This is a genomic window from Aeromonas sp. ZOR0001 (genome assembly GCF_000801015.1).
In the GTDB taxonomy this organism is placed as follows: domain Bacteria; phylum Pseudomonadota; class Gammaproteobacteria; order Enterobacterales; family Aeromonadaceae; genus Aeromonas; species Aeromonas veronii.
Genome location: NZ_JRJY01000074.1, coordinates 1 through 17,166 on the forward strand (window position 1 = coordinate 1; position 17,166 = coordinate 17,166).

At 59.8% G+C, this 17,166-nt stretch carries 17 protein-coding genes; 6 read left to right on the forward strand and 11 right to left on the reverse strand.

Annotated features, from left to right (window positions below):
• Nucleotides 1-134 precede the first annotated feature (134 nt).
• From L972_RS09225 to L972_RS09250, 6 genes are read right to left on the reverse strand one after another with little or no spacing between them, the layout of a single operon-like run.
• Nucleotides 135-1,313: a hypothetical protein gene (locus L972_RS09225; protein ID WP_047437740.1), complete on the reverse strand. Its 1,179-nt coding sequence runs from the start codon at nucleotides 1,311-1,313 to the stop codon at nucleotides 135-137.
• A gap of 2 nt (nucleotides 1,314-1,315) precedes the next feature.
• Nucleotides 1,316-1,978: an energy transducer TonB gene (locus L972_RS09230; RefSeq protein ID WP_047437742.1), complete on the reverse strand. Its 663-nt coding sequence runs from the start codon at nucleotides 1,976-1,978 to the stop codon at nucleotides 1,316-1,318.
• Nucleotides 1,975-2,376, reverse strand: coding sequence for an ExbD/TolR family protein (locus L972_RS09235; RefSeq protein WP_047437744.1), 402 nt, complete (start codon nucleotides 2,374-2,376; stop codon nucleotides 1,975-1,977). Before L972_RS09235 ends, L972_RS09230 begins: the two co-directional genes overlap by 4 nt.
• A complete protein-coding gene (locus L972_RS09240) occupies nucleotides 2,373-2,903 on the reverse strand; it encodes a MotA/TolQ/ExbB proton channel family protein (RefSeq protein WP_005339367.1) in 531 nt (176 codons plus the stop codon). Before L972_RS09240 ends, L972_RS09235 begins: the two co-directional genes overlap by 4 nt.
• On the reverse strand, nucleotides 2,900-4,204 hold the full coding sequence (locus L972_RS09245; protein ID WP_047437746.1) for a MotA/TolQ/ExbB proton channel family protein: 1,305 nt from the start codon (nucleotides 4,202-4,204) through the stop codon (nucleotides 2,900-2,902). The genes L972_RS09240 and L972_RS09245 overlap by 4 nt, the downstream gene beginning before the upstream one ends.
• Nucleotides 4,201-4,962, reverse strand: a complete 762-nt coding sequence (locus tag L972_RS09250) for a DUF3450 domain-containing protein (RefSeq protein ID WP_005339362.1) — start codon at nucleotides 4,960-4,962, stop codon at nucleotides 4,201-4,203. Before L972_RS09250 ends, L972_RS09245 begins: the two co-directional genes overlap by 4 nt.
• Before the next feature lie 210 nt (nucleotides 4,963-5,172).
• Between L972_RS09250 and L972_RS09255 the strand changes: the two genes are divergently transcribed.
• Nucleotides 5,173-5,949, forward strand: a complete 777-nt coding sequence (locus L972_RS09255; RefSeq protein WP_005357256.1) for a helix-turn-helix transcriptional regulator — start codon at nucleotides 5,173-5,175, stop codon at nucleotides 5,947-5,949.
• A 58-nt stretch (nucleotides 5,950-6,007) separates the two neighbouring features.
• Here L972_RS09255 and glmS read toward each other — a convergent pair whose 3' ends face one another.
• Both glmS and L972_RS09265 read right to left on the reverse strand, forming a co-directional pair.
• Nucleotides 6,008-7,840, reverse strand: coding sequence for a glutamine--fructose-6-phosphate transaminase (isomerizing) (gene glmS, locus L972_RS09260; RefSeq protein WP_047437748.1), 1,833 nt, complete (start codon nucleotides 7,838-7,840; stop codon nucleotides 6,008-6,010).
• Nucleotides 7,841-7,896: 56 nt separating this feature from the next.
• Nucleotides 7,897-8,670, reverse strand: a complete 774-nt coding sequence (locus L972_RS09265; protein WP_005355851.1) for a DeoR/GlpR family DNA-binding transcription regulator — start codon at nucleotides 8,668-8,670, stop codon at nucleotides 7,897-7,899.
• A 122-nt stretch (nucleotides 8,671-8,792) separates the two neighbouring features.
• Between L972_RS09265 and blrA the strand changes: the two genes are divergently transcribed.
• From blrA to creD, 5 genes are all read left to right on the forward strand, one after another.
• A complete protein-coding gene (blrA, locus tag L972_RS09270) occupies nucleotides 8,793-9,467 on the forward strand; it encodes a beta-lactam response regulator transcription factor BlrA (RefSeq protein WP_047437750.1) in 675 nt (224 codons plus the stop codon).
• Nucleotides 9,464-10,885 carry a beta-lactam sensor histidine kinase BlrB gene (gene blrB / locus L972_RS09275; RefSeq protein WP_047437752.1) on the forward strand — a complete coding sequence of 474 codons (1,422 nt, stop codon included), beginning with the start codon at nucleotides 9,464-9,466 and terminating at the stop codon, nucleotides 10,883-10,885. Before blrA ends, blrB begins: the two co-directional genes overlap by 4 nt.
• Nucleotides 10,886-10,965: 80 nt before the next feature.
• On the forward strand, nucleotides 10,966-11,760 hold the full coding sequence (locus L972_RS09280) for an OXA-12 family class D beta-lactamase OXA-912 (protein ID WP_040068451.1): 795 nt from the start codon (nucleotides 10,966-10,968) through the stop codon (nucleotides 11,758-11,760).
• An 83-nt stretch (nucleotides 11,761-11,843) separates the two neighbouring features.
• Nucleotides 11,844-12,323 (forward strand): Lcl C-terminal domain-containing protein, encoded by a 480-nt coding sequence (locus L972_RS09285; protein WP_047437753.1) that lies wholly within the window; start codon nucleotides 11,844-11,846, stop codon nucleotides 12,321-12,323.
• A 117-nt stretch (nucleotides 12,324-12,440) separates the two neighbouring features.
• Entirely contained in the window at nucleotides 12,441-13,790 is a 1,350-nt protein-coding gene (gene creD / locus L972_RS09290; protein WP_047437755.1) for a cell envelope integrity protein CreD, read from the forward strand.
• A gap of 51 nt (nucleotides 13,791-13,841) precedes the next feature.
• Here creD and glmU read toward each other — a convergent pair whose 3' ends face one another.
• From glmU to atpD, 3 genes are all read right to left on the reverse strand, one after another.
• Complete coding sequence (gene glmU / locus L972_RS09295) at nucleotides 13,842-15,203, reverse strand: bifunctional UDP-N-acetylglucosamine diphosphorylase/glucosamine-1-phosphate N-acetyltransferase GlmU (protein WP_047437757.1); 1,362 nt, start codon at nucleotides 15,201-15,203, stop codon at nucleotides 13,842-13,844.
• 94 nt (nucleotides 15,204-15,297) lie between these two features.
• Nucleotides 15,298-15,726 carry a F0F1 ATP synthase subunit epsilon gene (locus tag L972_RS09300; protein ID WP_005339345.1) on the reverse strand — a complete coding sequence of 143 codons (429 nt, stop codon included), beginning with the start codon at nucleotides 15,724-15,726 and terminating at the stop codon, nucleotides 15,298-15,300.
• A gap of 18 nt (nucleotides 15,727-15,744) precedes the next feature.
• On the reverse strand, nucleotides 15,745-17,133 hold the full coding sequence (atpD, locus tag L972_RS09305; RefSeq protein WP_005339344.1) for a F0F1 ATP synthase subunit beta: 1,389 nt from the start codon (nucleotides 17,131-17,133) through the stop codon (nucleotides 15,745-15,747).
• Nucleotides 17,134-17,166 lie beyond the last annotated feature (33 nt).

The window sequence follows — 17,166 nt, forward strand, 5'->3', positions numbered from 1 at the left end:
TCGGCGTGTTCCGCCGTGCTGGTAGGGGCGCATTATAGGGAGCCACGCCGGGATGACAAGAGCTTTTTGCAAAAATGCGTTCGTTTGCTGAAAAAGCGAACTGAACGCCCCAAAACAGCCCCTTGGCACCTCTTTTACGCCGCTTTTTTGCTCAACTCTTCGCTTTGTGCCCGGATATAGTTGACCCAGCTGGTTGCCTTCTGCTGCCAGTTATCCTGCTGCTGCAGCTCTCGGGCCAGTTCCAGCGCCTGGGCATACTGCTCCTTATTAAGGTGTGCCTGCACCAGCAGCGCTTTGGCACGATTGCCTTGCTCGCCTTTTACCGACTTGATGGCGGCGAGCTGGATCATGGCAGCATCAGTCTTGCCCTGTTGCAGCAGCAGTTCGGCGGCGCGCATGGCAGCTTTGGGCTGACCATGTAGGCTGGCCAGCTGCTGCCAGCTATCAACTGCTTGTGACCACTCCCGGGCACCTTCCCACAATTGGGCAAGCAGTTGGCGGTTTTCAGCACTTTGCTTCATCTGTCCCTTGGCCATGGCCGCTTCCAGCAGACGGGCCCCACGATAAGGCAGCCCTTGCCAGGCATAGAGACGGATCAGCTGATTGCGGGCTGACGCGTCATCCATCAGTTTTCTGTCGATGGCAGTCTGCAGCAGCGCCAACGCCTGATCCCCACGTTTGGCGGAGAGGTTGAGCGACACCGCCTGCTGCCACCATTTGCTCTCTTTGGGTTCGTGGCTGATCAACTCGGCCGCCTGATCGGCAGCCACGCCATAACGTTGCTGAGCGGTGAGGGCGGAGAGACGAATGATGGCAGCCTGTTTCTGCCAACCCTTTTTCAACAACTGTTCGCTCTGACTGGCGGCGTCACCGTACTGCTTGTTGTGGTAATAGAGACCAGCCAGACGCAGGCGCAGCGCATCGTCTTGCTTGAGCGCCAGCGCCGCCTTGTAGCTGGCGATGGCACCAGACCAGTTGGATTGCTGGGCCTGAATATCGCCGCGCAGTCGCAACAGCTGGAGCTGTTGCTGCTCGGGCCACTCTTTATAGGCAAGGGCCTGTTCGACGTAGCGGCTCGCCTGGGCGGTCTGTTGCAGGTTGGCCGCCAGTGAGGCTTGCAACTGCGCCAGCCAGGCACGCTCGGCATCGCTATTTGGCTTGAGGCCGGATGCCTTGCTCTGGGCTTGTTGCCACTGACCGGACTGATAAAGCTTCATCACGGGTTCAAGCTGACGGGAGAAGTGGGGGCTGACCTCCATCGCCAGACAGGCTTGGCCGACCAGGGCAAGCAGACAGATCCAGATCCGCAACATAGTTATGACTCCAGTTTGAATTTGAGCGTGATGACTTGCACCAGCTTGTCGGTGGCGCCCGGTCTCGGCTGATAGCGCCACTTGTTGATCGCCTGAATGGCCGCCCGCTCGAACTGACGCTTGGGTTTGGCCTCGACCACTTCCACATCCTGCACGCCACCGTCGGCATTCACGCTAAAGCGCAGGGTGACGAATCCTTCGATCCCTGACTGCTGGGCACGATAGGGGTAGACCGGCTCGATCCGTTGCAGCGGCATCAGCATGTCACCGGCACCGATACCCGCCCCCTGCTGCTGGCCGTGGTAGTTGCCACTCAATACCGGTGCAGTACTGGTCGCCACACCGGGGGCATAGACCTGCACCGCGCTGAGGCTGGAGACCAGATCCAGACTCGGCTCAACGGCCGCCAAGGGTGCCGCGGCAGGCATCGGCAGCGGTGCGGAGGCCAATGCCGCAGGAGGCTCTGGCAGAGGTTCAGGCTCCTGCGGCACCGGACGCTCGCGCACCTGCACCTCGGTCACCTCGTTCTGCATATTGATGACGATGGGCTTCTGTTCGCTCGCCACCTTCTCGCCCCGGGGCGGTTCAACCAGCGTGGCCATAAACAGCAGGATACCCAGACTGAGGGCGATCCCCAGCCCCAGGCTCATCAGCTTGTATTTCATTTCGGCGCCACCGCCACGGCGATATTGGCGATACCCGCCGCCTTGGCCTCATCCATAACCCGCACCACCTTGCCATGGGGCACTCGCTCGTCGGCCTGGATCACCAGGCTGGCATCGGGCTGCTCCGCCAGCAGACGGACGATGGTGGCCTGTACCCGCTCCACATCGATCTGCTTGCGGTCGAGGAAGATCTGACCCTGAGCCCCGATCGCCAGCATGATGCTGGAAGATTTCTGCGCCTTGGCCTGACTGGCCTGGGGTCTGTGTACCTCGAGTCCGGCTTCGCGCACAAAGGAGGTGGTGACAATAAAGAAGATCAGCATGATGAACACGATATCCAGCATGGGGGTCATGTCGATCTGCACTTCGTCACGCTGGCGTTTGGATTGCCGTCTCATTGCATTACCTTCTCTTCTCGCAGGCCGTCCCGGGTCTTGGCCAGCGCACGCTTGGCCTGACTCTCGAGCCGACTGAGTAACAACACGCCGGAGAGCGCCACCACCATGCCTGCCATGGTGGGGATAGTGGCGCGGGAGATCCCGCCCGCCATGCTCTCCGGGTTAAAGCGGTTGGCCGCGGCCAACGCATCGAATACGCCGATCATGCCGGTCACAGTACCCAGCAGCCCCAACATGGGGCAGAGCACCACCAGGGTGCGGATGAAGATCAGATGACGGTTCAGTTCCAGCTCCGCCTGTGCCAGCCAGCGGCTGCGGATCGCTCGGGCGTGCCAGCTGTGACGCTCGCTGCGGGCCTGCCAGCGGCCGAGCAGCTGTTGCTGCAAGGGGCCAAAACCCAGATTGAGGTAGAGCAGCCGCTCGATCATCAAAATCCACATCAGCACCAGCAGGGCCAGAATGACCCAGAGCACAGGGCCGCCACGGCCCATGAAGCTCTGCAACTGTTGCCAGATGTCGAGCATCATGCTGCTCGCTCCATCCCGCCGTTATTGCTCTCGGCGCGCTCGGCCAGAATGCCGGCTACCTGCTGCTCCAGTACATTGGAAAGCTCGGTGAAGCGCGATTGCAGCAGGCTGTGGGCCAGGATCAGCGGAATGGCCGCAACCAGACCCTGTACCGTGGTGACCAGCGCCATGGAGATGCCGCCCGCCATGATCTTGGGATCGCCGGTGCCAAACTGGGTGATGGCCTGGAAGGTGCCGATCATCCCGGTTACGGTACCGAGCAGACCCAGCATGGGGGCGATGGCCGCGATTACCTTGACCATGCCGATGCCGCGCTCCATGCGAGGAGTCTCCTGCAGGATCGCCTCATCAAGACGCAGCTCGAGGGTCTCCATGCTCAGCTCGGGGTGTTTGTCCGCCACTGTCAGCACCCGGCCGAGGGCGTTGTCGGCGTGATACTCGCCGCTCTTGAGTTGGCGGCGCACCAGAGTCAGTTCGCGGGAGAGGCTCCACAGCCGTACCGCAGCGATACCCAAACCGATGGCGGCCAACAGCACGATAATGGCGCCGACCTGACCACCTTGTTGTACCTGCTGCCAGAAGGTGGGCGCCTGTGCCAGCATCGCCAGCAGAGTGCCATGCGAAGGATCCAGCGGCAGCGCTTCCCCTTCCTGACCCTGATAAGCCGCAACGGCAGAGAGCACGCTACCGGGCAGACCCAGCACCGGGCTCAAGCCTTCGGCGGTCGGTTGCAGGAAGCCTTCGCTCCCCAGCAGGGCAAAACTGCCAACCCGGGTCAGCGACTGCTCGCTGGCAGCCCCCTGGGCATCGAGCACCTTGCCGTTGAACTGAGCAATCCGGCCAGATTCGCGGATCTCCTGCAGCAGCGTGGCGGGCAGCAGGGCGAGGGCGGCGCGATCCGGCACCTGTTTATCCTGTGCCATGGCTTTCAGCGGGGCGAGACGCTCCGGGTACTGGCCCTCGACGGCGGATTCGCTCAGCAGCTTGACCGCATCGCTGGCGCCCTGACGGGTGACCGCGAAGATCTCGTTCATGTCGCCGGAGGCTTGCTCCCACTGGGCGTTAAGCTCGACCAGCTGCTTCTCGTTGCTGGCGAACTTGCCAGCCAGCTCCTTGCTCAGGCGCTGGGCCTCGGCCAGTCTGGCGCGGGCAGTGCCGAGCTCCTTGGCTACGGTCGCCAGATCTTGCTGAGCCTGCTGTTCACGAGCCTGTTCCTGCTGCTGCCACTCATCGGCGACAGCGGCGTTGGTACCGCAGGAGAGGGCAATAAGGAGGGGGAACCACTTCATGGTGACTCTCATGATTGGGCCTCCTGACTGCGGCTGACAGAGAGGGGGACATTGAGCAACTGGGGAACTTTCTTGTCGGCGGCCACATCCATCGCCTCGGCGATGGGGGAGAGCCACTGGCTATCGAGGGCTTGCCACTGCTTAGACTCGGCAGACCAGCGCCATGCCTGACTGCGATCGGCCGTCATCGCCAGCAGGGAGACCCGACCCAGCGCCAGCACATCGACCCGACGCGGAGCACCATCCAGCTCCAGCTCGGCGGAATAGCTGTCCATCCGGCTGCCGTACTCGGCTTCAATCTGATAGGCCTGCAGCAGCTGACGGAATTTCTCTGCCTCGCTAACGTCTGCGCGGGCCAGGGTCGCTTTCAACTGTTCAACCCGCGCCAGCCGATCTTCCTTGCGTAGCGGGATGTCGTTTTGCACCAGCTGTTCCAGATCTGCCTGCATCTGCAACATCAGCGGGATCAAGCCCTGACGGGTCTCTTGCACCGCTTCAAGCTGCTGGCTCAATTTACCCAGCTCATTTTGCTGATCGGCCACCAGAGATTGCATGTAGCGGTTGTAGGCTTCGAGGTCACGCAGTTGCAGCTGGGCATTTTGCAGCTCCAGTCGTGCGGCAACGGCGGCATCGGCGGCTTTTTCCACTCGCTGCTGGGAGGCTTTCCCGGCAGCTATGCTGTTCTTGAGGGCGGGAGCAACCAGCTCATCCCCGATGGCAGCAAAGTGGACTGACAGTGGCAGCAGGGCCACACCCCATAATTTGTTCATTGAAATACATCTTACTAATGATAACTATTATCATTATCTCAAATGCAGGGCGGACTGGCAACGAGAGGATTTTCTTGGCCTTTATGCACAAAAACAGGATAATTTTTAAGCACGCACGGAATAAGTGGCTCCAATAGCCACCGCACAAATATAAATAACGATAAAAAATCTTTTCGATCAGTGTGATAGAGATCGAAAAAGGAGAAAGTAATGCTCAACGATGCGATCTGGGAACATATCGACAAGTTCACCAAGGCAACAAAAACCAGCGATATCCAGCAACTGCTGGAGCGCTTCAGTCATCAAATGGGCTTTGATTACTTTCGGCTGCTGATTATTTTCCCCATCAGCATGCAAAAATCCCACGTGGCACTGTTCAACAACTGTCCGACCACCTGGTTTGACGCCTATAGCGAAAACCAGTATCTGACCCAGGATCCGGTGGTCTATCTGGGGCTGAAACAGACCCAGCCGATCTTCTGGAACAAGCTCGACTGCGACTCTCCCTGGCTGCCCAGCGCCAGCCGCGACGTGATGAACCTGGCCGCCGATTTCGGGGTACGCAATGGCGTCTCCTTTCCGCTGCACACCCCGCAGGGGGAGCACGGCATCCTCTCTTTCATCACCAAGGAGAAATCCAACTCCGACCTGATGTTTGAAAATGTCCCGCTGCTGTCATTCTGCGCCAGCTACATCTTCAACTCCGCACTGCAACTAATCAAAAGCAGACCGGATATGATGAAGTACCTGACCGAACTGTCGGATCGGGAGAAGGAGTGCCTGTTCTGGGCCAGCGAGGGCAAGACCTCCTGGGAGATCGCCACCATCCTCGGCATCAGTGAGCGGACGGTCAACTTTCACCTGACCCAGGTGACCAACAAGACCGACTCAAAGAACCGCAGTCAGGCCATCGCCAAAGGGATCACCAGCGGCATCATAGTGCCCTCCCTCGACGAGGTCACCATCACCAACCTGCGGCTGTCGTAACCCTCAGCCGAAACAAAAAGAGCCGCAATTGCGGCTCTTTTTCATTTCAGAAAGTGACTTACTCAACGGTCACCGATTTTGCCAGGTTGCGCGGCTGGTCGACGTCAGTGCCCTTGATCAGGGCAACGTGGTAGGAGAGCAGCTGCAGCGGCACGGTATAGACGATGGGGGCGATCACCTCTTCCACATGGTTGAGGTTCATGACCCGCATGGTCTCGTCGCTCTTGAAGCCGGTATCAGCATCGGCGAACACGTAGAGGATACCGCCACGGGCGCGCACCTCTTCCACGTTGGACTTGAGCTTCTCCAGCAGATCGTTGTTCGGCGCCACCACAATGATGGGCATTTCGGCATCGATCAGCGCCAGCGGGCCGTGCTTCAGTTCGCCAGCGGCATAGGCTTCGGCGTGGATGTAGGATATCTCTTTGAGCTTGAGCGCCCCCTCCATGGCGATGGGGTACTGGCTGCCGCGGCCGAGGAACAGGCTGTGCTGCTTGTCGGCAAACTCTTCGGCCAGGGTTTCGATATCCTTGGCCAGTGCCAGGCTCTCTTTAATACGCAGCGGCAGGGCTTGCAGCGCCTTGACCAGTTCGGCCTCGGCGGCGGCGCTCAGGTGGCCACGGCAGTGACCGACGGAGGCCACCAGCATCAGCAGGCCAGCCAGCTGGGTGGTGAACGCCTTGGTGGAAGCTACACCGATCTCGGCACCGGCACGGGTCATAAAGGCCAGATCAGATTCACGCACCAGCGAGGAGCCCGGCACGTTGCAAATAGCCAGCGAGCTCATATAGCCGGATTCCTTGGCCAGACGCAGCGCCGCCAGGGTATCAGCGGTCTCGCCACTCTGGGAGAGAGTCACCAGCAGGCTGTTGGGGCGCACTACCGACTTGCGATAGCGGAACTCGGAGGCGATCTCCACATCGCAGGAGACGCCAGCGATCTCTTCGAACCAGTAGCGAGCCACCATGCCGGAGTGGTAGGAGGTGCCGCAGGCGACGATCTGCACGTGCTCGACCTTGTCAAAGATGGCGCGCGCGCCGTTGCCGAACGATTCGACCACCACGTGATCGCTGCCCAGACGCCCTTCCAGGGTGTTGGTGATCGCTTTGGGCTGCTCGTGGATCTCTTTGAGCATGTAGTGACGGTATTCACCCTTGTCACCGGCATCGTGGGAGAGTTCAGACTCCTGCTCTTCGCGCGCCACGGCGTTGCCGTTGGTATCGAAGATGTGCACGTCACGGCGGGTCACTTCGGCCACATCACCCTCTTCCAGGAAGATGAAACGACGGGTCACCGGCAGCAGCGCCATCTGGTCGGAGGCGATAAAGTTCTCGCCGATACCACGGCCGATCACCAACGGTGAACCGGAACGGGCCACCACCACGCGGCTGTCGTCGCGGCTATCCATCACCACGGTACCGTAGGCACCGCGCAGCTGCTTCACCGCAGTCTGCATGGCGGCCAGCAGGCTGCCGGCGCTCTTCAGCTCGTGATGGACCAGATGGGCAATCACCTCGGTATCAGTGTCGGAGCTGAACACATAGCCCAGCGCCTTCAACTCTTCCCGCAGCTCTTCGTGGTTCTCGATGATGCCGTTGTGTACCACCACGATATGCTCGGAGACGTGGGGGTGGGCATTGCGCTCGGAAGGCTCGCCGTGAGTGGCCCAGCGGGTATGGGCGATGCCGGTACCACCATGGACGGACTGCTCGTCGAGCGCCTTGGCCAGCTCGGCCACCTTGCCCAGACGGCGAACCCGCTGCAACGGCTGGTTGGCGCTGAACACGGCCACACCGGCTGAGTCATAACCGCGGTACTCCAGACGGCGCAGGCCCTCTACCAGAATTTCAGCCACATCACGTTGGGCGACAGCCCCGACGATGCCACACATACACTTCTCCTTGAGATGCAAATCGTAAAGTCAGTTGGATGGTTCAGAGCTCGATGTCAGCAAGTGACCGGGGCACAGATAAGCGTCACCCCCTGGGCTTGAATCTGTTCTCTGGCCTCGCTGGCCAGCCCCTCGTCGGTCACCAGGGTATGGATGCTCGACCAGGGAAGTTCGAGATTGGGGATCTTGCGGCCGATCTTTTCCGATTCGACCATCACAATGACCTCCCGCGATACCTCGGCCATCACCCGCGACAGGCCCACCAGCTCGTTGAAGGTGGTGGTGCCACGTTCCGGGTCGATACCGTCGGCACCGATAAAGAGCTGGTCGAAGTCGTAGGAGCGCAACACCTGTTCCGCCACCTGCCCCTGGAAGGATTCGGAGTGAGGGTCCCAAGTGCCACCGGTCATTAACAGGGTAGGCTCATTTTCCAGCTCGCGCAGGGCACCGGCCACATTGAGGGAGTTGGTCATCACGATGAGGCCGCGCTTGTTGCCCAGCATGGGGATCATGGCGCTGGTGGTGCTGCCGCTGTCGATGATGACACGGTTGTGATCACGCAGCCGCTCGGCCGCCGCACGGGCAATGGCTAACTTTCGGTTCGAAACTTGTTCAGGGTTGACCTCGACCACCATCTCGCTCGGCAAAGGGACAGCACCACCGTAACGGCGCAGCAGCAGACCGCCGGTCTCCAGTACCGCCAGATCTTTACGGATGGTCACTTCGGAGGTAGAAAAGTGTTTGGCGAGGGCGTCGACGCTCACTTCACCCTGCTCTTGTACCAGGGTCACTATGGTGTGTCGGCGTTGTTGAGTATTACGTTTGGTCATTTTTAAGTTTCGATTCGAAAGAACATCGAAATATTAGCCCCTTTTTCGGAAAAATAAAACAGCAAATAGGATCCGATTTGGTTCGATGCCAGAATGGGGTGCCAATTTGCGACGAGGATGCCATGCAAAAGAGAGTCATCTGGCTGGTGGAGGATGAGGCCAGCATCGCCGACACCCTGATTTACGCCCTGCAGACCGACGGGTTCGAGGTGGAGTGGTTCATGCTGGGCCAACAGTTGCTGACACGACTGGAACAGACGCGACCCGACTTCCTGATCCTCGATGTGGGGCTGCCCGACATCAGCGGCTTCGAACTCTGCAAGCAGGTGAGGGCGCTGACCGATATCCCCCTGATGTTCCTCACCGCCCGCAGCGAGGAGATAGACCGGCTGATCGGGTTGGAGATCGGTGCCGACGACTATGTGGCCAAACCCTTCTCGCCACGGGAAGTGTGTGCACGGGTGCGGGTCATCCTGCGCCGCAGCCAGCCCGTAGCCCCCCAGCCCAGCACCCTGCTGGTACTGGATGAGGAGCGGGCCCGCATTCACTTTCGCGGCCAGCCGCTGGCCCTCACCCGCTACGAATATCTGCTGCTCAAAACCCTGATGCTTGCGCCGGGCCGGGTCTACTCCCGCCAACAGCTGATGGATCTGGTGTGGCAGGATGCGGAAGAGAGCCTGGATCGCACCGTCGATACCCATATCAAGACCATCCGCGCCAAGCTGCGCGAACATGATCCCGAAGCCAACCTGATCCTCACCCATCGCGGGCTGGGCTACAGCCTGGAGCTGGCATGAGACTCGGGTTGCAACTGCTGTGCGGCCTGCTGCTGATCTTCGCGCTGGCCGCCTGGTTCGTGCTGGAAATCTTCGTCGAGGAGATAAAACCGGGAGTGCGCAGCGCCACCGAGGATACTCTGGTAGACATGACCCAGCTGCTGGCGCCGCTCGCCCTCGATGATCTGCAAGAGGGCAATATGATGAACGGGCGGTTGGCCAGCGCCTTCGCCCGCCTCAACCAGAATCCCATCAATGCGATGATCGATGGCCACCTCAAGCAGCAGGCGGAGTACCGCATCTATGTCACTGACCAGAAGGGTATGGTGATTTACGACTCCGACGGCACGGATCTGGGCAAGGATTATTCCCGCTGGAACGATGTCTACCGCACTCTGCGCGGCCAGTATGGCGCCCGCAGCACCCGCACCGATCCCGAGGATGCCGCCAGCTCGACCATGTATGTGGCGGCGCCGCTGCGGGAAGGGGCCGAGATCATCGGCTCCCTCACCGTCGCCAAACCCAATCGCACCCTGATGCCTGCCATCGAACGGGGGGAACAGGAGCTGCTGCGGGCCGGCGGCCAGATGCTGCTTATCTCGCTGCTGATCGGCAGCCTGCTGGTGTGGTGGCTCAACCGCGCCATCGGCAAGCTGGTGCACTATGCCGACTCGGTCAGCAAGGGGGAGGCGGCACCGCTGCCACGGCTGCACACCGTCGAGCTGGATCGGCTCGGCCGCTCGCTGGAGACCATGCGCCACCAGCTCGATGGCAAAAGCTACATCGAAGCCTATGTGCACAGCCTGACCCACGAGCTGAAGAGCCCGCTGGCCGCCATTCGCGGGGCAGGGGAGATTTTGGCCGAAACGCCGCCCCCCGAAGTTGCCAAACGGTTTATCGGCAACATCAATCTGGAAACCGCCCGCATGCAGCAGCTGATCGAGCGAATGCTGCAACTGGCGCGGCTGGAGTCGGGGCAGGGGCTGGATCGCCAGTCGGTGGAACCGGCAAAACTGGGCAAGCGCACCCTCGATGCCCGCCAGATCATTGCCCAGCGCCGTCAGGTCGCGTTGGTGGCCGAGCTGACCAGCGCGCCGAAACAGAAGTGGGATCCACTGCTGGTGGAGCAGGCCATCGGCAACCTGCTGGACAACGCCATCGACTTCTCTCCCGCCAACGGGCAAGTCACCCTGAGCGGCAGCCAGCAGGAGGAGGGCTACTGTTTTCGGGTCACCGACAGCGGCCCCGGCATTCCCGACTACGCCCTGCCGCGCATCTTCGAGCGCTTCTACTCCCTGCCGCGCCCGGACAAGGGCAAGAGCAGCGGTCTGGGGCTCAGCTTCGCCCATGAGGTGGCCCACCAGCATGGCGGCCGTCTGACCCTGAGCAACCGGCCGGAAGGGGGCGCGCAGGCGGAACTCTGGCTGCCATTCACCTAGCCCCCCCGCAACTTCACATTCCCCACACAAAGCGGCATTAGACTGCCGCTTTCTCTCATCCATTTGCTCAAGGAAATGCTATGTCCCGCCTGCTTCTCTCCAGCCTGCTGGCTGCCGGTCTGCTCGCAGCCCTGCCTGCCTCCGCCGCCAGCGGCTGCTTTCTCTATGCTGACGGCAACGGCCAGACCCTCTCCAGCGAAGGGGACTGCTCCAGCCAGCTGCCACCCGCGTCCACCTTCAAGATCCCGCTGGCGCTGATGGGTTACGACAGTGGCTATCTGGTGGATGAAGAGCATCCGGCACTGCCTTACAAACCGAGCTATGACGGCTGGCTGCCCGCCTGGCGTGAAACCACCACCCCGCGCCGCTGGGAAACCTACTCGGTGGTCTGGTTCTCCCAGCAGATCACCGAATGGCTGGGGATGGAGCGCTTCCAGCAATATGTCGACCGCTTCGACTACGGCAATCGGGATCTCTCCGGTAATCCGGGCAAACATGATGGCCTGACCCAGGCCTGGCTCAGCTCCAGCCTCGCCATCAGTCCGGAGGAGCAGGCCCGCTTCCTCGGCAAGATGCTGAGCGGCAAGCTTCCGGTCTCTGCGCAGACCCTGCAGTACACCGCCAATATCCTCAAGGTGAGCGAGATCGATGGCTGGCAGATCCACGGCAAAACCGGCATGGGCTACCCGAAAAAGCTGGATGGCAGCCTCAACCGCGATCAGCAGATCGGCTGGTTCGTCGGCTGGGCCAGCAAACCGGGCAAACAGCTGATCTTCGTCCATACCGTGGTGCAAAAGCCCGGCAAGCAGTTCGCCTCCCTCAAGGCGAAAGAAGAGGTACTGGCTGCCCTGCCTGCACAACTTAAAAAGCAGTGAGCTCGCTTCCCGCCAGATAAACCCCGATAACTACGGTCAGCCCACCAGCGACGGGCTGACCGCCATTCGTAAACGAGACAAACATGAAATTATTTCTATTGCTGCTCTGGCTTCCGGCCATCATGGCGCTGGCTGCCTGTGATCTCTCCGACCGCCTGAGTCGGCAGGGAGAAGTCATCCATGATCGGCTAAACCACCTCGAATGGCAGGCGTGCAGCCTCGGCAGCCAGTGGCAGGAGGGGAAAGGGTGCGTGGGCACACCGGCCCTGCTGACGCTGCTTGAAGCCAAAGATGAAGCTGCCCGCCTTGGCGAGGGGTGGCGACTCCCCACCATCGAGGAGTTCTTCACCCTGCTCGACGAAGATTGCCGGACGCCGATGACAGACCCGCGTTTCTTCTCCGATATCCATGACAACGGGGAAAATTCAGCCCCCTACTGGACCTCCAGCTCCATTGAGGAGATGCCGGAACTGGTCTACTACATCGACTTTATGCACGGACTCATCGACGGCCATACCGATCGTTTCGCCCAAGCCGCTCGGTTGGTGCGCTCCCGCCCCTGAACAATCCCGCGGCGCCTGATGGCGCCGTTTTTCAACAGTTCACCGCCACTTCACACAAGCCCATCACCACTTCACGCCGGACTGACAGACTCACTCCATCCAACAAGGAGACGTGTCATGGTCAAACAGATATTCACCCACAAGATATTTCTGCTGCTGTTGCTCAGCCTGTTGTTGATGGTGCCGGTGCAATCCATCATGGAGCTGAACCGGGAGCGTCAGGCTTACCGCAGTCAGGCCATCAAACAGATAATGGCCAGTACGAGTGGACCGCAGCGCCTAATAGGCCCCGTAATTGTCCTCCCATATACAAGAGAGCTGATCCTGACCAATGGCAAGGACACTCGGAGAGAGGTGGAGACACGCTATCGCTACCTGTTGCCAGAACAGTTAACGGCCACAGCGAATATGGAAGTAACGCCACGCAAACTGGGGATCTACCAAGCCCAGCTGTATCAGGCTAACGTCACTCTAACCGGCCAATTACCAGCGATCCCTGATTGGCAGCCACCACGTGACAGCATACCCGGCCAACCCTATCTCAGCCTCATCGTCTCCGACGCTCGAGGCATCATTCAGATACCAACCATCACCTTCGCCAACGAGCTACTGACTGTCACCCCCGGTGCACGGCTTGGCAACCGATCCGGCGTGCATGTCCCGCTAACCACCAAACAACAGCAAGGAGGGTGGTTCGATATAAAGATTTCCCTACAGGGTATGGAAAAATTCACCCTGATTCCGGTCGGTCGTGACAGCAAACTAACCTTGTCCGGTAACTGGCCCCACCCCAACTTCCTGGGCGATTTCCTGCCAACCACCCGTACAGTAAAAGATCAAGGTTTCAATGCTGACTGGCAGACAAGTTGGTTTGCCACAGATATGGAGAATCAGTTCCCTGACATGATCCAAAGCGCCTCCAAACATCTGCCCAGCTTCAGCGTCAGTCTGGTGCAGCCGGTGGATCACTATCAACTCAATGAGAGGGCGGCCAAATATGCCCTGCTGTTTATCGGCCTCACCTTTATCAGCTTCTTCATGTTCGAGCTGCTCAAGGGGCTGCGGGTTCACCCGATCCAGTACGCGCTGGTGGGCATGGGGCTGGCTATCTTCTATCTGGTACTGCTGGCCCTGACCGAACACCTCGGCTTTGGCTGGGCCTATCTGGTGGCCGCACTGGCCAGCGTACTGCTCAACGGTTTCTACCTCAGTCATGTGCTGGGTGGCCCGAAACAGGGGATCGGCTTCGCATCGCTGCTCGGGCTGGTCTATGCCATCCTCTACAGCCTGCTGCAGGCCGAAGAGATCGCCTTGCTGCTCGGCGCCCTGCTGTTGTTCGCCACCCTGGCGCTGATCATGATGCTGACCCGCAAGCTCGACTGGTATCAGGTGATGGATTACAGCACACCCGCCACCACATGGGCGGCCCCCCATTCATCGACCAGTGACCCCAGCCATAAGTCATAAGCCAAAAAAACCGGCGCCATCAGGCGCCGGTTCTATTTTATTGATCGGGCATCACTTCTTCTTGACCGGGCGAGCCCAGTTCTTGATGTGGCGCTGGGGCACCCGGGTGATCACCAGCTCGTTCTCGGCCACATCCTTGGTGATGGTAGAACCCGCCCCCAGAGTCGCCCCCTTACCGATGCGCACCGGCGCCACCAGCTGGGTATCGGAACCGACGAACACATCATCCTCGATGATGGTCTGGAATTTGTTGACCCCGTCGTAGTTGCAGGTGATGGTACCAGCACCGATATTTACCCCGGCTCCGATCTCGGCATCACCCAGATAGGTCAAATGACCGCACTTGGAACCAACCCCCAAACGAGCCTTCTTCATCTCGACGAAGTTGCCGACGTGGGCATCCTGCTCCAGCACGGCACCCGGGCGCAGACGGGCAAACGGGCCGACCGAGCACTGATCCGCCACCTGAGCCCCTTCAACGATGGAGTAGGGCTTCACTTCGGTGTGATCGCCAATAACACAATCCTTCAGCACGGCACCGGCACCAATACGGACGTGGTTGCCGAGGGTTACCTTGCCTTCGATAATCACGTTGACGTCGATCACCACCTCTTCACCGATCTCGAGGGTTCCGCGCAGATCGAAGCGGGCAGGGTCGATCAGGGTGGCACCGGCGATCATCAGCTTCTCGGCCTGCATCTGCTGATAGCTGCGCTCAAGTTGGGCCAATTGCACCCGATTGTTGGCCCCTTCAACTTCAGCGGCACGCTCCGGATGGACCGCAGCAATCGGGCAGCCATCGGCGTGCGCCATGGCGATCACGTCTGTCAGGTAGAACTCCCCCTGGGCATTCTTGTTGTCCAGACGGGAGAGCCAGCTGCGCAACTGACCCCCGTTGGCCACCAGCACGCCGGTATTCACCTCACGGATCTCCAGCTGTTCGGCGTTGGCATCCTTCTGCTCGACGATGCCGACTACCTGACCGTTTTCACGGACGATACGGCCATAGCCGGTGGGGTTGTCGAGCACCACGGTCAGCAATGCCATCCCGTTTTCAGCCTTGGCAGCCAGCAGTCGCTGCAGGGTCTCGGGCTGGATCAGCGGGGTATCGCCGTAGAGCACCAGCACATCGTCTTCATCCTTCCAGAACGGGATGGCCTGGGCGACGGCGTGACCTGTCCCCAGCTGCTGCGCCTGCAGCACCCAGTTCACGTCGGCCGCCACAATCCGCTCTTTCAGCAGCTCGGCACCGTGGCCATAAACCAGATGCAGCTGCTCAGCACCGACCTGACGGGCAGTATCGATCACATGGGAAACCATGGGTTTGTTGGCTACCGGGTGCAGTACCTTGGGCAGAACGGAACGCATACGGGTACCTTTACCCGCAGCCAGGATCACGACGTTGAGGGACATAAATTGGCCTTTGGAACATGAGGAAATACTCGGCGGAGTCTATCCAACGGGTAAAAAAAAAGCGACCCGAAGGTCGCTTTTTACATCACCGTTATTAGCGGTAATTCTTTTTGACGATATCGATGACTCGCAGTTGAGCCATCGCCTTGGCCAGCTCGGTGGCGGCCTGGGCGTAGTCGATATCACCATGGGAGCTGTGGATCCGCTCTTCGGCTGCGCGCTTGGCTTCCTGGGCTTTCGCCTCATCCAAGTCGTCAGCACGAATCGCGGTGTCCGCCAGCACGGTCACGGATTCAGGTTGTACTTCCAGCATACCGCCGGAGATGTACAGCACCTCTTCAGTTCCGTTCTGCTTCACCAAGCGGACCAGGCCCGGCTTGATGGCAGTCAGCAACGGAGCATGACCGTGGCGGAGACCCAACTCACCTTCGGAGCCTGATACCTGAGCGGATTGCACGCGACCGGAAAACAGTTTTCCTTCGGCGCTCACCACGTCCAGGTGAAAGGAGATCATCTCTGCCATGGGCCCTCCTGTCGAGGCTTACAGTTTTTTGGATTTCTCGACGACTTCGTCGATACCGCCAACCATGTAGAACGCCTGCTCGGGCAGATCGTCATACTCGCCTTTCAGGATGCCCTGGAAACCACGGATGGTCTCTTTCAGCGGCACGTATTTACCCGGAGAACCGGTAAACACTTCTGCTACGAAGAACGGCTGGGACAGGAAACGCTCGATCTTACGGGCACGGGCTACGGTCAGTTTGTCTTCTTCTGACAGTTCATCCATACCCAGGATGGCGATGATGTCCTTCAGCTCTTTGTAGCGCTGCAGTACGGTTTGAACGCCACGAGCGGTCTCGTAGTGCTCTTTGCCAACGACCAGCGGATCCAGCTGACGAGAGGTAGAGTCCAGCGGGTCAACGGCTGGGTAGATACCCAGTGCCGCGATCTGACGGGACAGTACCACGGTCGCATCCAGGTGGGCGAAGGTGGTCGCCGGAGACGGGTCAGTCAAGTCATCCGCAGGAACGTAAACGGCCTGTACGGAGGTGATGGAACCGGTCTTGGTGGAGGTGATACGTTCTTGCAGAACACCCATCTCCTCGGCCAGGGTCGGCTGGTAACCTACTGCGGAAGGCATACGGCCCAGCAGTGCGGATACTTCAGTACCGGCCAGGGTGTAACGGTAGATGTTGTCCACGAAGAACAGCACGTCACGACCCTCGTCACGGAACTTCTCGGCCATGGTCAGGCCGGTCAGCGCAACGCGCAGACGGTTTCCGGGCGGCTCGTTCATCTGACCGTAAACCAGAGATACTTTGTCCAGTACGTTGGACTCCATCATCTCGTGGTAGAAGTCGTTACCCTCACGGGTACGCTCACCAACACCGGCGAACACAGAGTAACCACTGTGCTCGATCGCGATGTTACGGATCAGCTCCATCATGTTTACGGTTTTGCCTACACCGGCACCACCGAACAGACCAACCTTACCACCCTTGGCGAACGGGCATACCAGGTCGATAACCTTGATGCCGGTCTCCAGCAGATCGTTGCTGTTGGACTGATCTTCGTAGCTGGGGGCAGCGCGGTGGATAGACCAGCACTCTTCTTCACCGATCGGACCTTTTTCGTCGATTGGCTCGCCCAGTACGTTCATGATCCGACCCAGAGTCGCAGTACCGACCGGAACCTGGATGGATTTACCGCTATTCACTACTTCCAACCCACGACGCAGACCGTCGGAGGAGCCCATGGTGATGCAACGAACGACGCCGCCACCGATCTGTTGCTGAACTTCCAGCACCAGACCCTGGCCTTGACCTTCGCTAACGACCTTCAGTGCATCGTACACCTGGGGCACGGCATTCTGCGGGAACTCGATGTCCACCACAGCGCCGATGATTTGGACGATGAAACCGTTACTCATGTCAAATCCTCTAAACCTTTGATAACCCTTGCC

Excerpts from the sequence above, each read along its gene's own strand:
- L972_RS09285 (WP_047437753.1), top strand. The coding sequence starts at position 11,844 with ATGAAATTATTTCTATTGCTGCTCTGGCTTCCGGCCATCATGGCGCTG.
- creD (WP_047437755.1), top strand. The coding sequence starts at position 12,441 with ATGGTCAAACAGATATTCACCCACAAGATATTTCTGCTGCTGTTGCTC.
- atpD (WP_005339344.1), bottom strand. The coding sequence starts at position 17,133 with ATGAGTAACGGTTTCATCGTCCAAATCATCGGCGCTGTGGTGGACATC.
- glmS (WP_047437748.1), bottom strand. The coding sequence starts at position 7,840 with ATGTGTGGCATCGTCGGGGCTGTCGCCCAACGTGATGTGGCTGAAATT.
- blrB (WP_047437752.1), top strand. The coding sequence starts at position 9,464 with ATGAGACTCGGGTTGCAACTGCTGTGCGGCCTGCTGCTGATCTTCGCG.
- L972_RS09265 (WP_005355851.1), bottom strand. The coding sequence starts at position 8,670 with ATGACCAAACGTAATACTCAACAACGCCGACACACCATAGTGACCCTG.
- glmU (WP_047437757.1), bottom strand. The coding sequence starts at position 15,203 with ATGTCCCTCAACGTCGTGATCCTGGCTGCGGGTAAAGGTACCCGTATG.
- L972_RS09245 (WP_047437746.1), bottom strand. The coding sequence starts at position 4,204 with ATGAGAGTCACCATGAAGTGGTTCCCCCTCCTTATTGCCCTCTCCTGC.
- blrA (WP_047437750.1), top strand. The coding sequence starts at position 8,793 with ATGCAAAAGAGAGTCATCTGGCTGGTGGAGGATGAGGCCAGCATCGCC.
- L972_RS09300 (WP_005339345.1), bottom strand. The coding sequence starts at position 15,726 with ATGGCAGAGATGATCTCCTTTCACCTGGACGTGGTGAGCGCCGAAGGA.
- L972_RS09235 (WP_047437744.1), bottom strand. The coding sequence starts at position 2,376 with ATGAGACGGCAATCCAAACGCCAGCGTGACGAAGTGCAGATCGACATG.
- L972_RS09240 (WP_005339367.1), bottom strand. The coding sequence starts at position 2,903 with ATGATGCTCGACATCTGGCAACAGTTGCAGAGCTTCATGGGCCGTGGC.
- L972_RS09250 (WP_005339362.1), bottom strand. The coding sequence starts at position 4,962 with ATGAACAAATTATGGGGTGTGGCCCTGCTGCCACTGTCAGTCCACTTT.
- L972_RS09255 (WP_005357256.1), top strand. The coding sequence starts at position 5,173 with ATGCTCAACGATGCGATCTGGGAACATATCGACAAGTTCACCAAGGCA.
- L972_RS09280 (WP_040068451.1), top strand. The coding sequence starts at position 10,966 with ATGTCCCGCCTGCTTCTCTCCAGCCTGCTGGCTGCCGGTCTGCTCGCA.
- L972_RS09230 (WP_047437742.1), bottom strand. The coding sequence starts at position 1,978 with ATGAAATACAAGCTGATGAGCCTGGGGCTGGGGATCGCCCTCAGTCTG.
- L972_RS09225 (WP_047437740.1), bottom strand. The coding sequence starts at position 1,313 with ATGTTGCGGATCTGGATCTGTCTGCTTGCCCTGGTCGGCCAAGCCTGT.